Below are 24,965 nucleotides of genomic sequence, written 5' to 3'. Positions count from 1 at the left end.
ACGGTTGAATATGTATAAAATATAGATCATACTTACGATAAAAAGTAAGTAAGAGAGAAAAATGATGCTGAGGGGAACCAAGGCAAAGTTGACAGTCCTATAGCTCAGTTGGTTAGAGCGCTACACTGATAATGTAGAGGTCGGCAGTTCAACTCTGCCTGGGACTACGAATATAATTGACAATTGACAATGCACAATTGATAATTATAGAACTCAAACTCTAATTGTCAATTGTTAATTATCAATTGTCAATTGAAACTGGGGGATTAGCTCAGCTGGCTAGAGCATCTGCCTTGCACGCAGAGGGTCAACGGTTCGAATCCGTTATTCTCCACACAACTCAGCAATGAGTAAAAGATCTTTGACATGATGGACAACGTAAAATAAAGTAACGAAAAAGAGCAAGCTGAAGATATATCAATCCGATTCACAGAGATGTGACCGGAAAAAAGAAAGTAAGCAAGGGCAGACGGTGGATGCCTTGGCTCTCGGAGGCGATGAAGGACGTGATAAGCTGCGATAAGCCGGGGGGAGATGCAAATAATCCTTGATCCTCGGATTTCCGAATGGGGCAACCCGGCAGGTTGAAGGCCTGCCACCTCGTAAGAGGAGCGAACGTGGGGAACTGAAACATCTAAGTACCCATAGGAGGAGAAAATAAAAATGATTCCGCAAGTAGTGGCGAGCGAACGCGGAAGAGCCCAAACCGGTATTGTTTAGGCAATATGTAGGACCACGCCGTGGCAAGAAATCAGGAAAGTGGAACGCTTTGGAAAAAGCGATCAGAGAGGGTGAAAATCCCGTACACGACTTTCTGACGAAGCCTAGTGGTATCCTGAGTAGCGCGGAGCACGAGGAATTCTGTGAATTAGCGGGGGCCCATCCCGTAAGGCTAAATACTCCCGAGAGACCGATAGCGAACCAGTACCGTGAGGGAAAGGTGAAAAGAACCTCGAACAGAGGAGTGAAATAGACCCTGAACCCGTCTGCCTACAAGCGGTCGGAGCAGCCTTAAGGTTGTGACGGTGTGCCTTTGCATAATGAACCTACGAGTTACTTTCTCCGGCAAGGTTAAGTGATTCAGTCACGGAGCCGAAGCGAAAGCGAGTCTGAACAGGGCGCCATAGTCGGAGGGAGTAGACGCGAAACCAAGTGATCTACCCATGGTCAGGTTGAAGGTTAGGTAACACTAACTGGAGGACCGAACCGGTAAGCGTTGAAAAGCTTTCGGATGAACTGTGGGTAGGGGTGAAAGGCTAATCAAACTTGGAGATAGCTCGTACTCCCCGAAATGCATTTAGGTGCAGCCTTTATTTAGTATAGCATGAGGTAGAGCGACTGATTGGATGCGAGGGCTTCACCGCCTATCAAGTCCAGATAAACTCCGAATGCGTGCTATATATTGATAAGGAGTGAGGGCGCGGGTGCTAAGGTCCGCGTCCGAGAGGAGAAGAATCCAGACCATCAGCTAAGGTCCCCAAATAACAGTTAAGTTGAACTAACGAAGTCAGACTGCAGAGACAGCTAGGATGTTGGCTTGGAAGCAGCCATTCATTTAAAGAGTGCGTAACAGCTCACTAGTCGAGGAGTTTGGCGTGGATAATACTCGGGCATAAACTGTTTACCGAAGCTATGGATGTCGTAAGACATGGTAGGGGAGCATTCCAGCGGCGTCGAAGGTGAGGGATAACCCTTGCTGGAGCTTTTGGAAAAGCAAATGTAGGTATAAGTAACGATAAAGGAAGTGAGAAACTTCCTCGCCGAAAGACTAAGGTTTCCTGATCAACGTTAATCGGATCAGGGTAAGTCGGGACCTAAGGATAAGCCGAACGGCGATTCCGATGGAAGAATGGTTTAATATTCCCATACTACTTTATGGAGCGATGTGGAGACGGAGAAGTGACAGTCCTGCCATCTGACGGAATAGATGGTTAAAGGGTGTAGACGTGGATCGTGGTAGGCAAATCCGCCATGAGAGTCGAACCTGACAGTATACCGAGTACTTGTACAAGGCAATATGGACGTAATCAGGCTCCCTAGAAAATCCGCTAAGCATATTCATAAAGTACCCGTACCGTAAACGGACACACGTAGTTGGGTTGAGAATACTGAGGCGCTCGAGTGATTCACGGTTAAGGAACTAGGCAAATTGACCCTGTAACTTCGGGATAAAGGGTCCCTACTGAAAGGTAGGGCGCAGAGAATAGGTCCAGGCAACTGTTTAACAAAAACACATGGCTGTGCGAAATAGAAATATGAAGTATACAGCCTGACACCTGCCCGGTGCTGGAAGGTTAAGAGGAGAAGTCATCGCAAGAGAAGCTTTGAATTGAAGCCCCAGTAAACGGCGGCCGTAACTATAACGGTCCTAAGGTAGCGAAATTCCTTGTCGGGTAAGTTCCGACCTGCACGAATGGTGTAATGATCCGACACTGTCTCAACCGTGAGCTCGGTGAAATTGTAGTATCGGTGAAGATGCCGATTACCCGCGATGGGACGAAAAGACCCCGTGAACCTTTACTATAGCTTTACATTGAATTTGGGCAACTAATGTGTAGGATAGGCCGGAGGCTTTGAAGCAGGTACGCCAGTATTTGTGGAGCCGTCGTTGAAATACGGCCCTTTGGTTGTTTGAGTTCTAACTCGCGGCATGCGAGGACACTGTATGGTGGGTAGTTTGACTGGGGTGGTCGCCTCCAAAAGAGTAACGGAGGCTTCTAAAGGTACCCTCAGACCGATTGGTAACCGGTCGTAGAGTGTAATGGCATAAGGGTGCTTGACTGGGAGAGATACAACTCGATCAGGTAGGAAACTAGAGCATAGTGATCCGGTGGTTCCGCATGGAAGGGCCATCGCTCAAAGGATAAAAGGTACTCCGGGGATAACAGGCTGATCGCTCCCAAGAGCTCATATCGACGGAGCGGTTTGGCACCTCGATGTCGGCTCGTCACATCCTGGGGCTGGAGAAGGTCCCAAGGGTTGGGCTGTTCGCCCATTAAAGTGGCACGCGAGCTGGGTTCAGAACGTCGTGAGACAGTTCGGTCTCTATCTATCGTGGGCGTAGGATATTTGAGAGGCTCTGACACTAGTACGAGAGGACCGTGTTGGACAGACCCTGGTTTACCGGTTGTACCGCCAGGTGCACCGCCGGGTAGCTAAGTCTGGATTGGATAAGTGCTGAAAGCATCTAAGTACGAAGCCAGCCTCAAGATAAGATATCCCTCAAGGGTCGTCGTAGACTACGACGTTGATAGGCTACAGGTGTAAGGGCAGTAATGTCGAAGCCGAGTAGTACTAATAGCCCGAGACTTTCTTTTTCCGGAGAAAGGGTTGATATATCTGAAGAATTGAAAATTGACAATTGAGAATTGACAATTATTGATTCGCTCTATGGTTACGTTAAAGTAACGTTGTCCAAAGTCAAACATCTTAAAAGGTATTAAGGTGGTTATAGCGTTGGGGATCCACCTCTTCCCATTCCGAACAGAGAAGTTAAGCCCAACCACGTCGATGGTACTGCGTAAAAGTGGGAGAGTAGATAGCCGCCGTTTTATTCAAGCGAAAGCTGAAAGACAGAAGGAGTTCATTCGAAAGAGTGGACTCCTTTTTTATTTATCATGGTTTCACTTTTTATCCGTTTTGATCCGCCTAATCCGTGTCATCCGCGTACTAAATGTTTAGTCGAAAGACAGTTTTATAATTTCTCCGTAGGAAGGAACGTTCTTGAAAGCATCCTGGATATCATATTCTCCGGCATATACCCGGGCACAGGTTAAAACTCCTCCGTGGGCGAATATGCAGACATCTTGTAGCCCGCTTTTTCTTATTTCATCAAGAAATGAACTGACACGTTCATATTGGTCCTTTAAGGATTCCCCTCCCGGAGTCCTGGTTTCTATCCAGTCGGCAAACCAGGCTTCAGAACGTGGATCGGCTGATAACTCCTCCCATGACTTCATCTCCCATTCTCCGAAATGAAGCTCTTTTACCCGATCTTCCCGGGTAGCTTCCGGATAACCGCAATAAGAGGCGAGCCGTACACAACGGGTTAACGGGCTGCACCAGACTTTATCGAACGTTAGTCCGGAGAGCGATTCTTTTACTTTTTCGGCCTCTTCTTCAAAAGACGGACGTAATGCTACATCTGTCTGCCCGTAAGCATAGCCTGCAGGAACATCGACAGAGGTGTGTCTGATCAAATAGATATTCATATAGTAACTTCTAAAGTGTTGTTGTATATATAACAGCAATCCCGAGGTAAAAGCTCAATTCGCAAAGCAAAAATGTGGCTCCGCAACAATCGCCGGTATACCCTTGTATCTTCTTTTTCATAAACGTTGTCAGCATATACCAGGTGGCAACCGGAAGAAGGCCTGCCAGAAAATAAACCGGTTCCGGCAACCAGCATAAAGGAACTAACAGGCAAATCAGACTGAACAGATATTCTCCTGTCGTCATGCGGCTGTATACCGTCTTGCTCTTGGCTTCTTCCTCTTTCCGGGCATACGGCAGGCGGTTGATGATCATACCAGCCACTCCCTTACTATAAGGATCGCCCGCCAGGATCGCGCAGCCTGCCAATTCAACAGGAAGGCTGCTGAGTAATAAATAATAAAGCCCAAGGTAACAGATCAAGCCGATCACCCCGTAGCTTCCTATGTGAGAATCCTTCATGATCGCCAATACCCGTTCCCGGCTCGTACCCCCTCCGAATCCATCGAAGAAATCCGCCAGTCCGTCTTCATGCAGGCAACCCGTAATCAGCAACCGGGTGACCATAGCCAGTGCCAAAGCCACCCCTGCCGGTAGAATAAGAGAACCAGCATACAATACAATTACCATCAATCCGGCAGTAAACCAGCCTACCAGTGCCCACCGGCTGACTATATTTTTGAAATATTCGGCAGGAACCTCTGCCAGTTTCCAGAAAGGCAGACGGGTAAAGAATATGAATGCAGCCAGTATACGTAACATCATATCTGTAAATGTTAGGAATGGAAAACCATCCGGTTAGAAATATTTCGTTACCGCTGCCTGACGGAAAGTATGCATTTCATTGATCATGCGTACGGCTGAGTCGATGATCGGGTATGCACATACAGAGCCGGAACCTTCCCCTAAACGTAATCCCAGGTTTAAGACCGGATTAGCCTGAAGGGCATCCAGTACTTTTCTGTGTCCGGCTTCATCTCCGCAATGTCCGAATATGCAATAAGGAAGCATTTCCGGATACAAACGCGAAGCTGCCAACACACAATTGGTCATAATAAAACCGTCGACCAGGATAACCATTTTTAGTTCAGCCGCCCGGAGCATGCCACCTACTGCCATGACCATTTCATAACCTCCGAAATAACTGATCACATCCAATGGGCTGTTGTCACCTTTATAGTTTTCGAGCGCCGCTTTCAATACATTGTATTTATGTTGTACGCCACTGCTGTCCAAACCACTTCCGGCACCCACACATTCGATCAGCGGAATCCCCGTGAGACAAGTCATCCACATGCTGGATGCAGCCGTGTTGCCTATGCCCATCTCTCCGAAACTGATCACGTTGCAGCCTTCTTTGTGACAGTCTGAAACGATCCCGGCTCCGTACTGAAGTGCCAGCTCCATCTCTTCACGCGTCATAGCCGCCTCATGGAGGAAGTTACGGGTCCCTTTTCTGATTTTACGGTCTATTAACTGCCGTATCGAAGGAAAATCGAAATCGACTCCCCCATCGACAATCTTTATATCGAAACCATGCTGGCGTGCCAGGAAGCAGACGCCGGCCCCTCCGTTCAGGAAGTTGTGGATCACCTGGCGGGTGACTTCCTTGGGGGATTTACTTACCCCTTCATCGGCAATACCGTGATCGGAGGCGTATATAACATTGACCGGATGATTTAGAGCAGGAGTGAGTGTCTGCTGGATCAGTCCGACCTGAAGAGCTATTTCCTCCAGTCTGCCTAACGAACCTTTGGGTTTGGTCAGGTCATTTATTTTCTCTTGTAGTGCTTCCGCAATAGCAGTATCCGGTTTTTCAATATGAAAGGTAATCATTGTTTAATTATTTTGTTATTGTTTTATTTTCATGGGTATTCCGCTTATCATCAGTATGACTTCATCGGCGCGGGAGGCAATGTATTGGTTTAGCCATCCCTGCAGGTCTGTGAATTTTCGCTGTATCGGATCGGGGGAGACACCTCCTAATCCTATTTCATTGGTCACGAATATGAGATAAGCCTGCTGCTCAACCAACCGGTTGAATTCCTCTTTCAGTTCCTTGAGCGACAATTCGACATTGCTGTCGTTGTCAAAAAAGAAATTAGTGCCCCACAAGGTGACACAATCTATGATAACTACCCGTCCGTCCAGGTTGTGGCGGCTCAGGTATTTTTCTTCTTCGATATTGGTCCATTCCGGACCGCGGTCGGCTTGGTGACGGAGAACACGTTGGCGAAACTCTTCATCCCAGACACGGGACGTAGCCAAATAAACCGGGTTAGCGCTTAACGATAAGGCTAACTTTTGTGCGTATCCGCTTTTACCGGAGCGCTGTCCTCCTGTTACCAGTACGATATGTTTGTCAGGCATCGCTTTATTCTCCTTTCGGCTTGTTGCGGGTGGAAGCTCGTTTCGTTTTATTTATCGGGTTGTTCTTACTCGTTTTCCGTAAACTGGCAGATTTCGGAGAGGCGGCCAGACGTTGTGCAACGGCGGCTCTTCCCAAAGATTTACCGAACTTCGGACGCATAGCCTCTTTGAGCGCCTTTTCTTCCTGGCTTAGTCTCTCTTTGGGCTTTTCTCCGCTTTTGGCTGCTTTTCTGGCTGCAGCATATTTGTTGTATTTGACATACTTGCCAGGTCTTAGCTTACTGCCGGAACCGGATGATTTCTTTTTTTCCGTAGCAGGAGCACTGGCGGCCGGCACATCGGCTTCTGCCGGTTTTGTTTTTTTCTCCACTTTGGCTGTTGCTTCGCCGAAGATGAGATTTTGAGTTTTACCGGCACCCGTACGGGCATGTTCCTGCGCCTGTTTGAAATTTACCTGGATATCATCAAGCATGATGATGTCGGACTTGCTTACTTTTTGTCCGACTTCCGGCAGGTTGCCATTGACGGTAACACGCCCCATTTCGATAAACTTGTCTGCCTCCCTGCGGGAGCAAAAACCTGCGTCACTGAGCAGTTTGTTTAGTCTTATTTCCATATTCATATAATTTTCTTTATTGTAATAATAATGATAGAAGACAAACAAGCAATCCCATAGCTAGTTCTGTATTGCTGTTTATTTTAGTTGCTATTAACATGTCCTCTGTTGTAAAAGGACGGTCGTTGACTCCGATGTGGGGCTTTTCTACCGCTTGTCCGAAATAGTCGTGCGTACCTCCGAAACGGCAATCCAGAATAGCAGCCAGTGCCGCTTCGGGGTAGCCTGAGTTCGGGCTGAGATGTGCGCGACCGAAACGGGTCAGAAAGTCCCTTTTATGCCAGTTGCCGGAAACCAGCAACATCAGCCAGGCGGTCAACCGTGCGGGCAGGTAGTTGGCAACATCGTCCAACCGGGCAGCTGCCTGTCCGAAATCCTTATACCGTTCATTTTTGTAGCCGATCATTGAATCGAGCGTATTGATCATTTTATAAGCCATCATTCCGGGCAGCCCCAGAAAGCCGAACCAAAACATCGGGGCGATCACTCCGTCGCTTAGGTTCTCAGCCAATGTTTCGAGGGCAGCAGCTCTGATCTCCTGCGGGGATAAGTTGGAGGTATCGCGTCCTACGATGCGTCCGACCTGTATACGGCCCTCCTCCACGCTGCGGTCTACGGCTTCGAAAACGGCTTTGACCTCTGTGATCAGGGTTTTTCCGGCCAGACAATAAAAAACACCGATCCCGACAAGGACAGCATACAATTGCGTATGGATGGCCCCTGCCCAAAAAAGCAGCAAACGGGTCAGAGCATAAATACCGGCGACGAGGATCAGTGTCAGCAAGCCTCCTTTATAAAAACGGTTCTCACCCCGGTTGAGCTTTTTCTCTCCGAAGGAAATCAATTTTCCGAACCATACAATGGGATGGGGCCAGCCTTCCGGGTCGCCTAGCAGACGATCTGCCAGCCATCCGCCCAGAAAAGGGATCACCTTGAGCAAATATATCGATTGAGTTGACCAGTACATATTATTTGTTTGAGATACAAAGGTAGAAAATTGTACCGTTTTTTGTTTTGTAAATTCACTAATAAATATCTACCTTTGTCTTATGCTTAGGATAATAACACATATAGAACGATTATTACTGGTACATGACTGCGTGATTGTGCCGGGTTGGGGTGGGTTTGTACTTCAGACAGTATCTGCTGTATGCAATGAAAAGGAACACTTGTTCAGCCCTCAACGAAAGGAAATCGTTTTTAATATTACATTGCAACATAACGACGGGCTGCTTTCGGAATCATACATGCAAATGTATGATGTCAATTACCGGAAAGCACAATTGATGCTGGAAGAAGATGTTGCGGATATGAAAGCTGCTTTGCAGGAAGAGAAGACATTGTCTTTAGGTGTGTTAGGTTCCTTTAGTCTGGGACAGGAGGGGCAGGTTATTTTCCATCCGGGAGAATCGGATGCATTCAGTGTCGGTTCTTATGGTTTGGTTTCTTTCAACTTCCCGTTGCTTCAGCCTGTTCTGGCAGAACGCGAAGAAGTGGCTCTGCTTACCCGTAAGAGAAAGAAAGATATCTTATATATTCCGGTTAGCCGGAAATTCCTTCGTGTCGCTGCGGCTTCGGCAGCAGCAGTCGCCTTGTTCCTGTTGATATCGACTCCGGTAAAGGATGTCAATCAGGCTGCTTATACGGCAAGTTTTGTTCCGACCGAGATGGTTGTAAAAAGTGCTCCTGAAATAAAGCCCGCAGAGGAAGTTGTTCCGGAAGAAAAGGCGGTGCCCGAAATCAAGGCGGTGAAAGCTGAAAAGAAAGTGGTTGCCGAGACTCCTGCTCCAAAAGTAAAGAAACAGGAAGCGGCTCCCAAACCGGTAGCTTCCAAGCCCAATCAGAAAATGTATCACATCGTGATCGCCAGTTTTCCGACCGAAGATCAGGCTGACAAATATATAGCAGAAGTCGACCGTAAGGATTGCAAGCATGTTAGTAAAGTCGTTCGTGATGGAAAGTACCGTATTTATGCCGATAAATTCGATAATCGCGAACAGGCGGAAAGTTACATGGCTACGTTGCGCATGAATGATAAATACAAGGATGCGTGGTTGTTTATCAGCCGCTAAATACTTTTGTTTGTATTTGATCTCCCTTTTCCATATCCGCGGTATAAAGTTTTTGCAAAGTAACTATCATACTATCATTATTGACTGTATCTGTTTGTAAACCAGTTGCATATCTTATGATAGTTGCTGCTTTTAACTATCATTCAACTATCATAACTATCATACAAAACGATCTTTTTCTCCGTTATATTGCTGATAAATAACAGTTTGAGCTTTTTGGAGCATTCGGGCGGATCGATGGAATGGTTGTCATTTTTTGCTTCTTCCTTGACTTTTTTTGATAGCTTCTTTTTTATTTTCACGAAAATGCTTACTAATTGTATTCGAGACCCCGGTTTTACCCCTTTTTAGATCCGGATGTTGACGATGCTCACACCCGGGTGTCAGGTTATTTTAGACCCGGGTCTCAAATAGTATAAATCGTTATGTTGCTGAAAATAAGTCATGTATCTGTCGGAAATAGAAGGTGGCTTATCGGGATTTTAAATAGGTCTATGATGGTTGATGATAGATGAATGATGGTTGAAAATACTAACTATCATAATATAAAATGTTGATTTATAAAATGATATGATGAATAATGATAGTATGATAGTTGTTTATGATATTGAAATAGTATCCATATTTATTCCTCCTCTTGTTTGGGTTGTCTTTTCTTTTTCAACCGGCCTGCTTTTCGTAGTGCCTGGTCCAGGATGTACTGGATCTGGCCATTGGTGCTGCGGAATTCATCCGCAGCCCAGGTTTCGATAGCATCCATCATCTCTGCATCTATCCGCAGAACAAAGTTTTTGGTTGCATTCTCTTTTTTGGCCATCACTTATATTAATATTAAAAATTTAGAATCATTGATATAATGTACCTGTGTTAATAACAGGCTGAGCAGATTCGTCAGCACAAAGCACAACGAGCAGGTTGCTGACCATGGCTGCTTTTCTTTCTTCGTCGAGTTCGACTATGCTCTCTTTCTGCAGTTTCTCCAATGCGAGGTGAACCATACTGACCGCTCCTTCTACAATACGTTCCCGGGCGGCAATGATAGCATCAGCCTGTTGACGACGAAGCATAACGCCTGCAATTTCGGAAGCATAAGCCAGATAGTTGATACGTGCTTCTACAACTTCGATTCCGGCAAGTGTGAGACGGCTGTTCAGTTCGTCTTCGAGACGCAGAGTTACTTCCCCGTCATTATCGGAACGCAATGTAACTTTATCGGTTGTTTCGTTCGTATCATAGGCATACATTCCGGCAACCTGGCGTAAAGCGGCATCGCTTTGGATTTGGACGAATGATTTTACATCTCCTGAAATATCAAAGGTCGCTTTATAGGTGTCTTTGATTCTCCATACCACTACAGCACCGATCATTACCGGATTACCAACTTTGTCGTTTACTTTGATTGGCTCCAGGTTTAGATTGAAGATTCGCAGGGTTACTTTGGTCTTCAAAAAAAGAGGGTTTACCCAGAAAAAGCCGTTTTCAATGATTGTGCCGACGTATTTTCCGAAGAATGTCATAACCCGTGAGTTATTCGGTTGAATAATGACTAATCCGTAACACATGAAAATAGCACATAGTGCACCGATAATGCCTATGGCAATACTCCAGGGTTGTTTCAGTGTGAACATGAAAATGGAAGCGCCCAGTATGATCAGGATAAATAATATAGCCAGGAAACCTGAAATCCTGATACCGTCAAATGCTTTTTCTTGTGCTTTCATAATAATTTGTATTTGATATTATTTTGATATCACAAATTAAAGCAATAATCCGGATATAACCAAATAAAATATCCCCTTTTTATAAGAGGATATTTAAAATATTATTTAGCTTTGTCTACTCAAAAATTACACGATTGGAATTTCAACTCGACACGGACAATAGAGAGTTTCAGGATGCCCTGCAACTGATCACTCATACTCGTCAGTCTGTTTTCCTGACAGGGAAAGCAGGGACGGGCAAATCGACTTTTCTTAAATATATCTGTTCACATACCAAAAAGAAGCATGTCGTGCTGGCGCCTACCGGAATTGCTGCGATCAATGCGGAAGGGGTGACTTTGCATTCGTTCTTTAAGTTGCCGTTTCGTCCGATGCTTCCGGATGATCCCGACCTGAGTTTGAAAGATGGCCGGATTTTCGAGTTCTTCAAATACAGGAAAGAACACCGGAAGATCATTTCGGAGGTCGAACTGATCATTATCGATGAGATTTCGATGGTAAGGGCGGATATTATCGATTGTGTGGATCGTATTTTGCGGGTCTTTTCCGGGAATATGCGTTTGCCGTTCGGTGGGAAACAGTTGTTATTCGTGGGCGATGTGTTCCAGCTGGAGCCGGTTGTGCCGTCCGACCAGAAAGAGATATTGAGCCTGTTCTATGCCAGTCCGTTTTTCTTCTCGGCGAGAGTATTCCAGTCGATCAACCTGGTGCCGATAGAATTGCAGAAAGTGTACCGCCAGACCGATCCGGTGTTTATCAATGTATTGGACCGGATACGGAGTAATGCCGCGAGGAAACAGGAGCTGGATGTTTTGAATGCCCGTTACTTCCCGGAGTTTGTGCCGAACAATGAGGATATGTATATCACGCTTGCCACTCGTCGTGATCAGGTCGATTTTATCAATGAGAAGAGACTGGCGGAGCTTCCCGGGGATGAGTTCATCTTTACCGGACGTATAGACGGCGACTTTCCTGAATCTTCTTTGCCTACCCAGCTGAACCTGGCGATCAAGGAACAGGCACAGGTGATCTTTATCGATAATGACCACGAGCGCCGTTGGGTAAACGGAACGATCGGTATGGTTTCGGGTATCGATGAAAACGGAAATGTGTATGTCCTGCTGGAAAACGGAATCGAGCATCTGGTCGAACCTACCTCCTGGCGCAATTACAAATATAAATATAACGAAAAGGAAAAGAGGATAGAGGAGGAAATTGTCGGAACTTTCGAACAGTTGCCGATCCGCCTTGCCTGGGCGATCACGGTGCATAAGAGCCAGGGGCTTACCTTCAACCGGGTCGTTGTCGATCTGACGGGAGGCGTATTTGCCGGGGGGCAGACATATGTGGCTCTGAGCCGTTCTACTTCGCTCGAAGGACTGGTGCTGAAAAGCCGGGTGACACCTCACGATATTTTTGTCCGCAAGGAGATCGTTCAGTTCAGCCAGATATTTAACAGTAAGGAACTGATCGAAAAGAGCCTTCGTGAAAGTGAAGCAGAACTTTTGTACGCCCGTGCCGCCCATGAATTCAATCGGGGGAATATGAAAGAGGCGGTGGAGTCGTTGGCACAGGCTGTCGGAAAACGCAATGAGCTGGATAAACCGTTGGTGCAACGTCTCCTCCGCTCCAAGCTCCAGCGAATCAATACGCAACGGGCGGAGATTAAGAAATTGAAAGACGAACTGCATGCCCAGCGTGAAATCCTCAAAGAGTACGCCCATGAGTATTATCTGATGGGAAATGAATGTGTCACGAAAGCCAATGATCCGAATGCGGCTCTCCGCTCGTTCGACAAAGCCTTGAAACTATACCCCGAATATGTGGATGCCTGGGTGCGAAAGGGCGTTACCTTATTGGATATTGGTGAAACATACGATGCGCAGGTTGCTTTGAACGAAGCGGTCCGGCTGAGTCCCCTTTCATTCAAAGCCCGTTATAATCGTGGGAAATGTTACCTGCGCATGAAATATTATGAAGAAGCGGTTGCCGACCTTCAGAAGGCAGTATCCATCAAACCGAAACATGCATCGGCACACGAGTATTTGGCAGAAGCTTACCGGTTTGTCGGCGAAGAAGAGCTGGCGCAACAACATCAGGATATAGCAGATAGTTTGCGGGAAAATCGAAATATTTAAGAAAGTCTATAAAAATCAAACGTATTCGTAATGTTTGGGTAATATAGATTATATATCTTTGTGGCGTTATATAAAAAGTGTTTCGATTGTTTTATTTTAAATACCATCTAGTATGAAGAACTTATCTGTGTTTGTTCTTTTCCTTTTTTGTCTGACGTTTGCTGTGAATGCACAGGTTACAACTTCCGGGATCAGTGGTAAAGTAACGGCGGAAGGAGAGCTTCTGATCGGCGCGACCGTGCAGGCTGTTCATGAACCTTCCGGTACGACGTACGGTACTGTGACCAATGTGGACGGACGTTATAATTTGCAGGGCATGCGTATCGGCGGTCCTTATACCGTAGAAGTATCGTATGTCGGATTTCAGAAAGCCGTATATAAAAATATTACCCTTCAGTTGGGGGAAACGTATCAGTTGGATGTGAATCTGACGGAGTCGTTATCGCTGGATGAAGTGGTTGTCACAGCCTCGAAGGCGGCTTTGTTCAATTCCCAAAAGACAGGGGCTGCCCAGAACTTCAACCAGGAACAGATCATGTCGACCCCTTCCGTTAGCCGGAGTGTTTTCGATATTACGAAAATGAATCCTATGGGAGTGAATACGGGAAGCGGCATGTCGTTTGCCGGTTCCAGTAATAAATATAATTCATTCCAGATCGACGGAACCGTGAACAATGATGTATTCGGACTCTCTTCCAGCGGGACCAACGGTGACCAGGCGGGTGCCAATCCGATTTCTCTGGAAGCCATTGAAGAATTGCAGGTGGTTGTCGCTCCGTTTGACGTCCGTCAGAGTGGTTTTACGGGAGGCGGGATCAATGCGATCACCAAATCGGGAACCAACACTTTCCACGGTTCGGGTTACTGGTATTATAATAATGAAAACTTCTACGGGAAAACTCCGGGAAAGAATGTGACCAACCGTACTAAGCTGGATGATCAGAGCAGCGGTACTTACGGGTTGACACTGGGCGGACCGATTATCAAAAACAAACTGTTCTTTTTTGCAAATTATGAACGGGTGAAAGAAACCTATCCGTCTTCCAATAATATCGGGGAGGATGCTTCCAAGTTGAGTACCAGTGAAGTGGAACAGGTTATTAATAAAATATCGGAACTGACCGGCGGTTATGACGGCGGCGGTTATGGTCTGCAGGATATCGATACCCGTTCGGATAAAGTCCTGGCACGTATCGACTGGAATATCAACCAGAAAAATAAATTCACTTTGCGTTACAGCTGGCTGGATGCCCGCAGGATGGTTTTCACGAATGGAACGGCGGTTGCCAACCTGAATGATTACGGTTATTATATGAACAATACCACTCATTCGCTGGTCGCAGAATTGAATACGCAGTTTAATTCAGCCTGGTCCAATGAAGTTCGTTTCGGCTGGACAAGTGTGAGTGATAGTCGTGATCCGATAGGACGGGCATTGCCTGCCGTACAGATCGACAACATGACGAACGGGACGACGCTCAAATTCGGAATGGAGCCTTTCTCTGCGGCTAATGGGCTGGACCAGCGTATCTTTACTCTGGAAGATAATGTAACATGGAACAAAGGAAATCATGCCCTGACCTTTGGTACACATAACGAGTTCTTCCATATGGAAAATCTGTTTATCGCTAATAATTACGGTTCGTATGTCTATAGTTCACTGGACGATTTCCTTTCTGTGGGTACGGCTAATGAAGCGATGCCGAAACGTTATACATATGCTTATTCACGTGAGGATATAACCGGGACGAATCGTTGGGCTCCGGCTTTTGGTGCTGCCCAGTTGGGTTTTTATGCACAGGATGAATGGAGGGTGACCAATGATTTCCGTCTGACATACGGTTTGCGTCTGGATATTCCTGTCTTTTTTGATACACCGAGGGCCAATGACCTGTTCAATAGTTCATCGGTCGCTTCTACTTTGGATTTGAAGACGAACCGGATGCCGGCAAGTAAAATATTATGGTCGCCGCGTATCGGTTTCCGATGGAATCTGAATGAGGATCATACGACTTTATTGCGTGGTGGTGCCGGTATATTCACGGGGCGTGTTCCTTTTGTTTGGCTTTCAAACAGTATTTCAAAAGCCGGTATCGAGTTAAGTGAAACATTCCTGTCCAGCAAGGAAAGCTTTGATGCGGCAAGAGCAGATGGATTCAAGTTCAATGCAGATCCTTCCAAACAATATTATAACCGTAATGCAGCTGTTCCGACGGCAGAGATCAATGTGGCGGATAAAAACTTTAAATTCCCCTCGGTTGCCCGTGTCAATTTAGCATTGGAACATACGTTCCCCTTTGGTGTGAAAGCTACTTTGGAAGGTATATATTCCAAGACGCTGAATAATATCCTGTATGAAAATGCGAATTATCAGTGGACCGGAAAGACCTTGAATAACGGCGGCGATAACCGTCCTGTTTATGAAAAACAGGATAAGAACTTTACCCAGATCATGTATCTGAAAAATACCAGCGAAGGGTATACATATAACCTGTCGGCTAAACTGGAAAAGAATTTCGATTTCGGTTTGAGTACGATGGTTGCCTATACCTACGGACAAGCTAAGTCGCTGACTGACGGTAATTCATCGCAGGCTTATTCCGGATGGAAATACAACCCGACCTATTACGGGGATATTAACCCTGAATTAACCTGGTCGAGCTTCGATGTCCGTAACCGTATTATTGCCTCTGTCTCTTACCGCAAGGAATATGCGAAACATTTTGCTACTACTGTCAGCCTGTTCTATAACGGACAAACCGGCGGCCGTTATTCCCTGCTCGATTATTCGGATCTCAATCATGACGGTTATAACAACGATCTGCTGTATGTACCGACCGATGCCGAGTTCGATAAGATGACTTTTACCGAGTATACCAAGACGGTAGGAAAAGAAAAAGTCGTAGTTTCTCCTGCCGAGCAGAGAGAGGCAATGGCTAAATGGATAAACGGCAACGAAGAACTGAAAGATTCTAAAGGTACGCATATGAAACGGTATCAGATGGTAATGCCTTTCGAACATCATTTCGATTTCCATATCGCACAGGATTTCTTTGTCGATATTGCCGGCAAGCGGAATACGATCCAGGTTAATTTCGACATTATAAATGTGGGTAACTTATTCAATAAGAGCTGGGGATTGTACAACCAGACTTCTACCGGACATGACCTGGCTCCTCTGACGACCAAGATTGTGGATGGTGAAGCATCTTATCAGTTCCATGATCCGGGCGAGATGGTAAAGAATGAGGAGATACTTTCTCGCTGGCATGCACAAGTCGGTTTGAAGTATATTTTCTAACGGGTATTTTGTGATTGGAATTAAATAATCGGAAGAGGTTCACTATCTTTGTGAACCTCTTTCTTTTTGAGGGAATATGGATATGAAAAGATATTTTAGTTTGATTATAGGATGTGTGATAGGACTCGGTATCCTTTTTTCCGGTTGTTCTTCGTCAAAACGTCATGACCGTTACGTCGTGGTCCTTTCCATGGATGGTTTCCGGTCCGATTATCCGGACCGCGCTTATACTCCGACATTAGATTCTCTGACGAAAGCTGGGATACGTGCTGCTTTCCGTCCTTCTTTTCCCAGTGTTACTTTTCCCAACCATTATAGTATGGCGACCGGTTTACATCCGGATCATCATGGCTTGATCAATAATTTTTTCTATGCGCCGGACCTGGATAGTATTTATCGTATGGCGGATCCGACACCGGGCTTTTACGGAGGTGAACCGATTTGGAATACGGCAGAGAAGCAGGGTGTGCATGCGGCTTCTTTCTTTTGGGTAGGCAGTGAATATCCGATTCAGGGGCGGCAACCTTCTATTTGGAAACCTTTTGATAAGCAGGTCCCTTATTCGGATCGTGCCGACTCTGTCGTAGCCTGGTTGCGTCTGCCTGAAGATATACGTCCTCATCTGATTATGTGGTATATAGAAGAGCCGGATGCGATCGGACATGTCTGTACGCCTGACTCTTCAGCTACCTTGCGGAAGGTAGAGGAGCTGGACCGGGTACTGGCACATTTCTTTGAGGAAGCCCGCCGACTGGATATTTTTGATAAGATCGATTTCATTGTCCTTTCCGATCATGGAATGGCTACCTGTGTACCGGAGAAATATGTTAATCTGAATGACTACTTGCCCCGCGATAGTTTCGATTACATTTTTGACGGTGTCCCGACTTTACTTTATCCGAAGAAAAGTTATACGGAGACTGCTTACAATATTCTGAAAAAGGTCCCGAATGTCACCGTCTGGAAGAAAGACGAAATACCAGCCGAATATGTCTATGGAAGTAATCCCCGCATAGGCGACCTGGTGGTCTTGCCGCATATCGGAACCTATCTGCATTTTCGTGATAGGCCTTATCCTTATTTGGGGGCAACTCATGGCTATGATAATTTTACTCCGGAGATGGAGGCTATCTTTTATGCAGCAGGACCGTCCTTTAAAAAGAATGTGGAATTGCCGGTAATGGCTAATGTCAATTTATATCTGATCATTTGCCGCCTGCTGGGGCTGGAACCTGCGCCGAATGATGGTGACAGTGAGGTTGTAAACACCCTGTTTCGTTAAACAATAAAAAAAGCGATCTGATACAGATCGCTTTTTAATTTTATCAAAGGGCTTCTTTTAATAACTGAAATTCATCCCCGGACAAAAAGCGATCTGACTACTGGCACTTTTGATCTGAATCTTGTTTTCGCGGGCTAGCCAACCGATTGCAGACCATAAATCAGCTTCACACAAAGATGTTGCTTTCTTCAACTCCTCAAAACTCCAGCATCCACCATCCAGCAACAGATTCCAGATGGTACCTGCATTTAATCCAATTGTTCCTTTTGTCATGACAAACTCTCTTTTATGTTTATGGTATGTAGTATTTAAACTGAATTGGGAGGAGAAATGATATATTCCGGCTGTTATTTTAGTGTGTTTTATAAAAAGGACGGTCCTGCAAAAGATTTTTTTTGTAAATCAGGACAATGGATATCCAGGGGCTTAAAAAAAATGATTGTTTGTTTATAAGCGTTTTGGAGGAAAAAAATGTTGAAAAAGATTGTTATAAAGTACGGTAGTGTCAAATTTAATCTTACATTTGCGGTGTATTGAGATTGATTTAAACTTGTATTTGAAGTTTTGCTCGCAACTTAGATTTGTAAAGTACATTCATTCAACTATTATTCTATTCATCCCTCAATAAACAATTAACTAAATAAGTTTTTATAAATGAATCTTTACATTTCAAATTTGAGTTACAACGTCACAGACGCTGACTTAAACGATTTATTTGCAGATTATGGTGAAATCCTTTCTGCTAGAGTTATTACAGACAGAGAAACAGGCCGTTCAAGAGGATTCGGTTTCGTAGAATTGAAGGATGACGAAATGGGCCGTAAGGCTATCGAGGAATTAAACCAGGCTACTTATGATGAAAAAGTAATCAACGTAACAGAAGCACGTCCGAGAGAAGATCGTGGTGGAAGCCGTGGCGGTTTCGGCGGCGGTAATCGTGGCGGTGGTTTCGGCGGTGGCAATCGTGGCGGTGGCTACGGTGGCGGTAATCGCGGAGGCTACGGTAACAACGGTGGCGGAAGAAGATATTAATCCGAATTTATAGCAAAAGGAAAGCGACTCGATAAGGGGCGCTTTTTTTGTTTAAGATAGATTTAGAAACATAGGATCCAAGCTAGTCCTATTTTGTAATTCCCCATCAAGGTGGGGGAAAATCCCCTTGGGGATGGGGATAATATTTCTTTGCTGTGGAAATGTCTGTGGAGAATGAGGAAAACAAAAAAGCCTACCAAAATGAATCAGCAGGCTTCTTTGTAGTGCGTCCGGGGATCGAACCCGAGTTTCCGCCGTGAGAGGGCGGCGTCCTAGGCCACTAGACGAATGCACCGTTTCGTGTCATAGTTTTCATTGTTTGACGCTGCAAAATTAAGTATTATTTCTTTTCGATGTTCTCTTTATGCGGAAAAAATATAAATAAATTTCATCAGTCCTGTCAGAATGATACAGGAATGGCCCTTATACCACTAAAAGGCGTTAAAAGGACGAGCAATTTCGTTTATTTTTCATTGTTCTTCCTGTTTATTTATTCTACCTTTGCCTCCTGTTATTGAACAATATACTATTGAACAATTACTAATACCAGTATTATAAATAACTAATATTATGGCAGAACTAAAAGAAAAACTTTTCTCAGATTTCGCTCCGGTCTCTACAGAAGAATGGATGGCGAAGATTACGGCTGACCTGAAAGGTGCTCCGTTTGAGAAAAAGCTTGTTTGGAAGACAGGCGAAGGATTTAATGTAAATCCTTTCTATCGTGCAGAAGACATCGAAGGTTTGAAGACAACCGAGTCTCTTCCCGGTGAATTCCCTTATGTTCGCGGAACAAAGAAGGATAACGATTGGAAGGTACGCCAGAACATCGAAGTAACTTGTTTCAAAGAAGCTAACGAAAAAGCGCTTGACATTTTGAACAAAGGGGTTACTTCACTCGGTTTCATCATCAAGGGTGATGAAGTGAATGCCGAAAATATTGCAACATTACTGAATGGTATCTGTCCGGAATCTGTCGAGCTGAACTTCAACACTTGCAACTGCAAGGCTGAAAAGCTGATCGGTATTCTGGAATACTATCTGAAAGGTAAAGACGTGGATCTGGAGAAATGTTTCGGTTCTGTCAACTACGATCCTTTCAAGAAACCGTTAGTGAAAGGTAAAGAAAATGGAAATTGGGTGGAAGCTGCATCTGCTGTGCTCAAAGCAGGACAGGCTTTACCTGGTTATAAAGTATTAGCTGTAAACGGTTTCTACTTCAACAATGCCGGTGCTTATATCACTCAGGAACTGGGTTATTCATTGGCTTGGGGTAACGAACTGATGGCGAAGCTGACTGAAGCCGGTTTCAGCGCAGACGAAGTTGCCAAGAAGATCAAATTCAATCTGGGTATCAGCTCCAACTACTTCATGGAAATTGCTAAGTTCCGTGCTGCCCGTTGGTTGTGGGCTGAGATCGTTGCTGCTTACAATCCTGCATGCAACTGTGCCTGCAAGATGAATGCACATGCTCAGACTTCCGAATGGAACATGACTGTTTACGATGCTCACGTAAACCTGTTGCGTTCTCAGACTGAAGCGATGTCTGCTGCTTTGGCCGGTGTTGATTCTATCACTGTTCGTCCGTTCGATAAGACTTATCAGACTCCGGATGATTTCTCAGAACGTATCGCACGTAACCAACAATTACTGCTGAAAGAAGAATGTCACCTGGATAAGGTGGTCGATCCTTCTGCCGGTTCTTATTATGTAGAAGTACTGACTAACTCGTTGGCTGACGTTGCCTGGAAACTGTTCCTGGAAGTAGAAGACAATGGCGGTTTCGGCGCTGAAGTGGCTAACGGTAACATACAGAATGCAGTAAATGCTTCTAACGTAGCCCGTAAGAAAGCGGTTGCTACCCGTCGTGAAATCCTGCTGGGTTCTAACCAGTTCCCGAACTTCACAGAAGTAGCTGCCGGTAAGATCAAAGAAACAGCTTCCTGCTGTTGTGGCGGTGGTCACTCTTGTGGTGAATCAACTGTTACTCCTCTTGATTTCTCTCGTGGTGCATCTGAATTTGAAGCATTGCGTCTGGCAACGGAAAATAGCGGTAAGACTCCGAAAGTGTTTATGTTGACTATCGGTAACCTGTCTATGCGTATTGCCCGTTCACAGTTCTCAAGTAACTTCTTTGCTTGTGCAGGATACAAGGTAATTGATAACTTAGGTTTCGAAACAGTAGAAGCCGGCGTTGATGCAGCGATGGAAGCAGGTGCTCAGATCGTTGTTCTTTGTTCTAGTGATGACGAATATGCAGAATATGCTCCTGCTGCTTATAAAGCATTGGCCGGACGTGCTGAGTTCGTTGTAGCCGGTGCTCCTGAATGTATGGAAGACCTGAAAGCTCAGGGTATCGATCAATTTATCAATGTAAAGAGCAACGTGCTCGAAACATTGAAGGCTTTCAACGCAAAATTAGGAATCGCTTAAGTAGAAACAATTATGAGACCAAATTTTAAAAACATAGATATCAAGAATGCCGGTTTTGCAGCTACCAATGCTGCCGAATGGGCAAAAGCCAATGGCATTGAAGCCGATTGGAAAACACCTGAGCATATCGAGGTGAAACCTGTTTATACGAAAGAAGACCTGGAAGGTATGGAGCATCTGAACTATGCATCCGGTCTGCCTCCTTATCTGCGTGGTCCGTATAGCGGTATGTACGCTATGCGTCCCTGGACGATCCGTCAGTATGCCGGTTTCTCTACCGCAGAAGAATCAAATGCATTCTATCGTCGTAACTTGGCTTCCGGTCAGAAAGGTCTGTCTGTTGCATTCGACCTTCCGACACACCGTGGATACGATGCCGACAACGAACGTGTTGTAGGTGACGTTGGTAAAGCAGGTGTATCCATCTGTTCGCTGGAAAACATGAAAGTATTGTTCGCTGGTATTCCTTTGAACAAGATGTCTGTTTCCATGACCATGAACGGTGGCGTTCTTCCGGTATTGGCATTCTACATCAACGCAGGTCTGGAACAGGGCGCTAAGTTGGAAGAAATGGCCGGTACAATTCAGAACGATATCCTGAAAGAGTTCATGGTGCGTAACACCTATATCTATCCGCCTGAATTCTCTATGAAGATCATCGCTGATATCTTCGAATATACATCACAGAAGATGCCGAAGTTCAACTCTATTTCTATCTCCGGTTACCACATGCAGGAAGCCGGTGCTACGGCAGATATCGAAATGGCTTATACACTGTGCGACGGTATGGAATATCTTCGTGCCGGTGTGAACGCAGGAATCGATGTGGATGCATTCGCTCCGCGTCTGTCATTCTTTTGGGCTATCGGTGTGAACCACTTCATGGAAATCGCCAAGATGCGTGCTGCACGTATGTTGTGGGCGAAGATCGTGAAGAGCTTCGGAGCCAAGAACCCGAAATCACTGGCATTGCGTACTCACTGCCAAACTTCAGGATGGTCATTGACAGAACAGGATCCGTTCAACAACGTAGGCCGTACTTGTATCGAAGCTATGGCTGCTGCACTGGGACATACACAGTCTCTGCACACCAACGCGCTGGACGAAGCTATCGCATTGCCGACAGACTTCTCTGCACGTATCGCTCGTAACACACAGATCTATATCCAGGAAGAAACAAAGATCTGTAAGGAAATCGACCCGTGGGCCGGTTCTTACTATGTAGAATCTTTGACAAACGAACTGGTACACAAAGGTTGGGCATTGATCCAGGAAATCGAAAGCATGGGCGGTATGGCAAAAGCCATCGAAACAGGTCTTCCGAAGATGCGTATCGAAGAAGCTGCAGCTCGTACACAGGCTCGTATCGACTCAGGTGTTCAGACAATCGTTGGTGTTAACAAATATCGTCTGCCGAAAGAAGATCCGATCGATATCCTTGAAATCGACAACACTGCCGTTCGTAACGAACAGATTGCCAATTTGAAGGTGTTGCGTGAAAACCGCGACGAAGAAGCTGTTCAGAAAGCATTGGCCGATATCACTGAATGTGTGAAAACTAAGAAAGGCAACTTGCTGGAACTGGCTGTTAAGGCTGCCGGCCTGCGTGCATCACTGGGAGAAATCTCGGATGCCTGCGAAGTTGTTGTGGGACGTTATAAAGCAATCATCAGAACTATATCAGGCGTGTATTCATCAGAAACAAAGAAAGATGCAGACTTCATTAAGGCTTGCGAGCTGACAGAAAAGTTTGCTAAGAAAGAAGGTCGCCAGCCTCGTATCATGATCGCTAAAATGGGTCAGGACGGACACGACCGTGGTGCTAAGGTTGTTGCAACAGGTTATGCAGACTGTGGTTTCGACGTGGATATGGGACCGTTGTTCCAGACTCCGGCAGAAGCTGCCCGTCAGGCTGTTGAAAACGACGTTCACGTAATGGGTGTTTCTTCTCTGGCTGCCGGACACAAGACATTGATCCCGCAGGTTATCGATGAGCTGAAGAAGTTAGGCCGCGAAGACATCATCGTCATCGCCGGTGGTGTAATCCCTGCACAGGACTACGACTTCCTGTATAAAGCAGGTGTTGCTGCTATCTTCGGCCCGGGTACTTCAGTGGCTAAGGCTGCTGTTCAGATCCTGGAAATCCTGTTAGGAGAAGAATAAGAAGAGATTCTTATGATTATATAAAGAGGGTTGTCTCGTGATGAGGCAACCCTTTTGTCGTTTATTCGACCGAAAATGACTTTCCTTTATCGTTTATCACATACTTTTTGTTTAAGTTTACAGTCTTAATAATGTAACACCATTTAATACCTATGGATAGAATAAACTGCTTTATACCTTATATATCTCCGGAACAGGTGAAGCCGACGGTCGACGAACTGAGAAGCACCGGACTGACTGACAAAATATATTTAATGACTTCCAACCCGGAAGCGGAACCTTACGAAGGTTGTGAGATTCTACAGATCGATACATTGACCAGTACGCAGACGATGAGGTCGATATATCAGCTGGCGGATAACCGCAATGTATTGTATTATACCCGTTATACTCCCTTAAAGTTCGGACAGAACGGATTGGAACGAATGATTTCCGTGTCTGAAAGTAAATTCTGTTACATGGTTTATGCCGATCATTATCTCCTGACCGGCGGAATCAGGCAGGAACATCCGGTAAACGATTACCAGCAGGGAAGCTTGCGTGACGATTTCGACTTTGGACCTTTGATGATAATAACTTATAGAGCCTTGGATAATTATTTCGGTGGCTTAAAGAAATCTTCGGTTTCATATAAATATGCAGGCTTTTATCATTTGCGTCTGCATATGTCCAAAATACTCGGGCTTGTTCACCTGAGAGAATACCTGTATACTTGCGAAGAAATAGACTTGCGTAAGAGTGGCGAAAAACAGTTCGATTATGTAGATCCGAAAAACCGGGAGGTACAGCTTGAAATGGAGCAGGCATGCAAACCTTTATTGCATTTTTACGGAGCTTTATTGACGAAGAAGCCTAAAAAGGTGAAATTTCAATCAAGAGGATTTAAGTATGAAGCCTCGGTAATCATTCCGGTTCGTAACCGTGTGCGTACGATCGAAGACGCTATTCGTTCGGTATTGGGGCAGGAGACGAACTTTAAATTTAATCTGATCATTGTAGATAACCATTCGACGGATGGGACGACCGAATTGATTGACCGTTATGTAACCGACGACCGTCTGATCCATTTGATTCCCGAACGGGATGATCTGGGTATCGGTGGTTGTTGGAATGAGGCGGCGGCACATCCGCTGTGCGGTAAATTCTCCGTGCAGCTTGACAGCGATGATGTTTATAGCGGTCCGGATACCTTGCAAAAGATAGTGGATGCTTTCTATGCGGAAGAGTGTGCCATGGTGATCGGAACCTATAAGATGACTGACTTCGACCTGAATGAAATACCGCCCGGAATCATTGACCATCGCGAATGGACGGAAGAGAACGGTCGTAACAATGCGCTTCGGATCAATGGATTGGGAGCGCCCCGTGCTTTTTATACCCCGATCCTGCGTGAGCTGAAAATGCCGAATGTGAGTTACGGGGAAGATTACGCGATCGGTCTGGCTATCTCCAGGACGTATCGGATCGGACGTATTTACGATGTCCTGTATCTGTGCCGGCGCTGGGAAGACAATACGGATGCGGCACTCGACATACGGAAGATGAATGAGCATAACGCTTATAAGGACAGCTTGCGTACGATAGAATTGTTAAAGAGAAGTGGTTTGGGCTAAGTCTGTTTAAAA

At 45.5% G+C, this 24,965-nt stretch carries 17 protein-coding genes, 3 tRNA genes and 2 rRNA genes; 12 read left to right on the top strand and 10 right to left on the bottom strand.

Annotation, left to right across the window (positions count from 1 at the left end):
- Window positions 1-93 precede the first annotated feature (93 nt).
- The 4 genes from P3L47_RS01560 (at window position 94) to rrf (ending at window position 3,551) form a co-directional block, all read left to right on the top strand.
- Window positions 94-167 (top strand) — tRNA-Ile (locus P3L47_RS01560).
- Between the two features lie 93 nt (window positions 168-260).
- Window positions 261-334: transfer RNA gene (locus P3L47_RS01555), tRNA-Ala, on the top strand.
- A gap of 115 nt (window positions 335-449) precedes the next feature.
- Window positions 450-3,317, top strand: a 23S ribosomal RNA gene (locus P3L47_RS01550).
- A gap of 123 nt (window positions 3,318-3,440) precedes the next feature.
- Window positions 3,441-3,551, top strand: a 5S ribosomal RNA gene (gene rrf / locus P3L47_RS01545).
- A 126-nt stretch (window positions 3,552-3,677) separates the two neighbouring features.
- Here the strand turns inward: rrf and cobC are convergent.
- From cobC to cbiB, 6 genes are read right to left on the bottom strand one after another with little or no spacing between them, the layout of a single operon-like run.
- Complete coding sequence (cobC, locus tag P3L47_RS01540; RefSeq protein WP_122362473.1) at window positions 3,678-4,211, bottom strand: alpha-ribazole phosphatase; 534 nt, start codon at window positions 4,209-4,211, stop codon at window positions 3,678-3,680.
- Window positions 4,212-4,221: 10 nt separating this feature from the next.
- Window positions 4,222-4,974, bottom strand: a complete 753-nt coding sequence (locus P3L47_RS01535; RefSeq protein ID WP_277783659.1) for an adenosylcobinamide-GDP ribazoletransferase — start codon at window positions 4,972-4,974, stop codon at window positions 4,222-4,224.
- A 36-nt stretch (window positions 4,975-5,010) separates the two neighbouring features.
- The gene (gene cobT, locus P3L47_RS01530) at window positions 5,011-6,048 is read right to left on the bottom strand and encodes a nicotinate-nucleotide--dimethylbenzimidazole phosphoribosyltransferase (RefSeq protein WP_277782490.1); all 1,038 of its coding nucleotides are present in this window, start codon (window positions 6,046-6,048) and stop codon (window positions 5,011-5,013) included.
- Between the two features lie 15 nt (window positions 6,049-6,063).
- Window positions 6,064-6,582: a bifunctional adenosylcobinamide kinase/adenosylcobinamide-phosphate guanylyltransferase gene (locus tag P3L47_RS01525; protein ID WP_277782489.1), complete on the bottom strand. Its 519-nt coding sequence runs from the start codon at window positions 6,580-6,582 to the stop codon at window positions 6,064-6,066.
- Between the two features lie 4 nt (window positions 6,583-6,586).
- Entirely contained in the window at window positions 6,587-7,198 is a 612-nt protein-coding gene (locus P3L47_RS01520; RefSeq protein ID WP_277782488.1) for a S4 domain-containing protein, read from the bottom strand.
- Window positions 7,199-7,214: 16 nt separating this feature from the next.
- Window positions 7,215-8,165 carry an adenosylcobinamide-phosphate synthase CbiB gene (cbiB, locus tag P3L47_RS01515; RefSeq protein ID WP_277782487.1) on the bottom strand — a complete coding sequence of 317 codons (951 nt, stop codon included), beginning with the start codon at window positions 8,163-8,165 and terminating at the stop codon, window positions 7,215-7,217.
- An 82-nt stretch (window positions 8,166-8,247) separates the two neighbouring features.
- Between cbiB and P3L47_RS01510 the strand changes: the two genes are divergently transcribed.
- Window positions 8,248-9,270, top strand: coding sequence for an HU domain-containing protein (locus P3L47_RS01510; protein ID WP_277782486.1), 1,023 nt, complete (start codon window positions 8,248-8,250; stop codon window positions 9,268-9,270).
- Window positions 9,271-9,895: 625 nt separating this feature from the next.
- Here the strand turns inward: P3L47_RS01510 and P3L47_RS01505 are convergent.
- Both P3L47_RS01505 and P3L47_RS01500 read right to left on the bottom strand, forming a co-directional pair.
- Window positions 9,896-10,087, bottom strand: a complete 192-nt coding sequence (locus P3L47_RS01505) for a type II toxin-antitoxin system antitoxin (RefSeq protein WP_122362468.1) — start codon at window positions 10,085-10,087, stop codon at window positions 9,896-9,898.
- 28 nt (window positions 10,088-10,115) lie between these two features.
- A complete protein-coding gene (locus P3L47_RS01500; RefSeq protein ID WP_122362467.1) occupies window positions 10,116-10,991 on the bottom strand; it encodes an SPFH domain-containing protein in 876 nt (291 codons plus the stop codon).
- Between the two features lie 134 nt (window positions 10,992-11,125).
- Between P3L47_RS01500 and P3L47_RS01495 the strand changes: the two genes are divergently transcribed.
- The 3 genes from P3L47_RS01495 to P3L47_RS01485 all read left to right on the top strand — a co-directional run bounded on the left by P3L47_RS01495 (window position 11,126) and on the right by P3L47_RS01485 (window position 17,712).
- Window positions 11,126-13,129: a tetratricopeptide repeat protein gene (locus P3L47_RS01495; protein WP_277782485.1), complete on the top strand. Its 2,004-nt coding sequence runs from the start codon at window positions 11,126-11,128 to the stop codon at window positions 13,127-13,129.
- A 112-nt stretch (window positions 13,130-13,241) separates the two neighbouring features.
- Window positions 13,242-16,430, top strand: a complete 3,189-nt coding sequence (locus P3L47_RS01490) for a TonB-dependent receptor (RefSeq protein ID WP_277782484.1) — start codon at window positions 13,242-13,244, stop codon at window positions 16,428-16,430.
- A gap of 82 nt (window positions 16,431-16,512) precedes the next feature.
- On the top strand, window positions 16,513-17,712 hold the full coding sequence (locus P3L47_RS01485) for an alkaline phosphatase family protein (RefSeq protein ID WP_277782483.1): 1,200 nt from the start codon (window positions 16,513-16,515) through the stop codon (window positions 17,710-17,712).
- 57 nt (window positions 17,713-17,769) lie between these two features.
- On the opposite strand, the gene P3L47_RS01480 is transcribed toward P3L47_RS01485, so the two are convergent.
- Window positions 17,770-17,985, bottom strand: coding sequence for a winged helix-turn-helix domain-containing protein (locus P3L47_RS01480; RefSeq protein WP_122362463.1), 216 nt, complete (start codon window positions 17,983-17,985; stop codon window positions 17,770-17,772).
- Window positions 17,986-18,366: 381 nt separating this feature from the next.
- Here P3L47_RS01480 and P3L47_RS01475 point away from each other — a divergent pair, with 381 nt between their 5' ends.
- Window positions 18,367-18,744, top strand: a complete 378-nt coding sequence (locus P3L47_RS01475; RefSeq protein WP_122356366.1) for an RNA-binding regulator — start codon at window positions 18,367-18,369, stop codon at window positions 18,742-18,744.
- Between the two features lie 222 nt (window positions 18,745-18,966).
- Here P3L47_RS01475 and P3L47_RS01470 read toward each other — a convergent pair.
- A tRNA-Glu gene (locus tag P3L47_RS01470) sits at window positions 18,967-19,039 on the bottom strand.
- 275 nt (window positions 19,040-19,314) lie between these two features.
- Between P3L47_RS01470 and mutA the strand changes: the two genes are divergently transcribed.
- The 3 genes from mutA (at window position 19,315) to P3L47_RS01455 (ending at window position 24,953) form a co-directional block, all read left to right on the top strand.
- Complete coding sequence (gene mutA, locus P3L47_RS01465; RefSeq protein ID WP_277782482.1) at window positions 19,315-21,177, top strand: methylmalonyl-CoA mutase small subunit; 1,863 nt, start codon at window positions 19,315-19,317, stop codon at window positions 21,175-21,177.
- A 12-nt stretch (window positions 21,178-21,189) separates the two neighbouring features.
- Window positions 21,190-23,340 (top strand): methylmalonyl-CoA mutase, encoded by a 2,151-nt coding sequence (gene scpA / locus P3L47_RS01460; protein WP_277782481.1) that lies wholly within the window; start codon window positions 21,190-21,192, stop codon window positions 23,338-23,340.
- Between the two features lie 152 nt (window positions 23,341-23,492).
- A complete protein-coding gene (locus P3L47_RS01455; RefSeq protein ID WP_277782480.1) occupies window positions 23,493-24,953 on the top strand; it encodes a glycosyltransferase family 2 protein in 1,461 nt (486 codons plus the stop codon).
- The last annotated feature ends 12 nt before the right edge of the window (window positions 24,954-24,965 follow it).

It is taken from the genome of Parabacteroides chongii, assembly GCF_029581355.1.
Classification (GTDB): Bacteria; Bacteroidota; Bacteroidia; order Bacteroidales; family Tannerellaceae; genus Parabacteroides; species Parabacteroides chongii.
Note: the sequence above shows the minus strand (reverse complement) of the source record. Positions and strands in the feature narration are given on the sequence as shown.

Bases quoted from the DNA above. Each gene is read 5' to 3' on its own strand.
- P3L47_RS01455 (WP_277782480.1), top strand. From the start codon at position 23,493: ATGGATAGAATAAACTGCTTTATACCTTATATATCTCCGGAACAGGTG.
- cbiB (WP_277782487.1), bottom strand. From the start codon at position 8,165: ATGTACTGGTCAACTCAATCGATATATTTGCTCAAGGTGATCCCTTTT.
- P3L47_RS01490 (WP_277782484.1), top strand. From the start codon at position 13,242: ATGAAGAACTTATCTGTGTTTGTTCTTTTCCTTTTTTGTCTGACGTTT.
- P3L47_RS01500 (WP_122362467.1), bottom strand. From the start codon at position 10,991: ATGAAAGCACAAGAAAAAGCATTTGACGGTATCAGGATTTCAGGTTTC.
- mutA (WP_277782482.1), top strand. From the start codon at position 19,315: ATGGCAGAACTAAAAGAAAAACTTTTCTCAGATTTCGCTCCGGTCTCT.
- P3L47_RS01525 (WP_277782489.1), bottom strand. From the start codon at position 6,582: ATGCCTGACAAACATATCGTACTGGTAACAGGAGGACAGCGCTCCGGT.
- P3L47_RS01485 (WP_277782483.1), top strand. From the start codon at position 16,513: ATGAAAAGATATTTTAGTTTGATTATAGGATGTGTGATAGGACTCGGT.
- P3L47_RS01505 (WP_122362468.1), bottom strand. From the start codon at position 10,087: ATGGCCAAAAAAGAGAATGCAACCAAAAACTTTGTTCTGCGGATAGAT.
- P3L47_RS01535 (WP_277783659.1), bottom strand. From the start codon at position 4,974: ATGTTACGTATACTGGCTGCATTCATATTCTTTACCCGTCTGCCTTTC.
- P3L47_RS01475 (WP_122356366.1), top strand. From the start codon at position 18,367: ATGAATCTTTACATTTCAAATTTGAGTTACAACGTCACAGACGCTGAC.
- scpA (WP_277782481.1), top strand. From the start codon at position 21,190: ATGAGACCAAATTTTAAAAACATAGATATCAAGAATGCCGGTTTTGCA.
- P3L47_RS01480 (WP_122362463.1), bottom strand. From the start codon at position 17,985: ATGACAAAAGGAACAATTGGATTAAATGCAGGTACCATCTGGAATCTG.
- P3L47_RS01520 (WP_277782488.1), bottom strand. From the start codon at position 7,198: ATGGAAATAAGACTAAACAAACTGCTCAGTGACGCAGGTTTTTGCTCC.
- P3L47_RS01510 (WP_277782486.1), top strand. From the start codon at position 8,248: ATGCTTAGGATAATAACACATATAGAACGATTATTACTGGTACATGAC.
- cobC (WP_122362473.1), bottom strand. From the start codon at position 4,211: ATGAATATCTATTTGATCAGACACACCTCTGTCGATGTTCCTGCAGGC.
- cobT (WP_277782490.1), bottom strand. From the start codon at position 6,048: ATGATTACCTTTCATATTGAAAAACCGGATACTGCTATTGCGGAAGCA.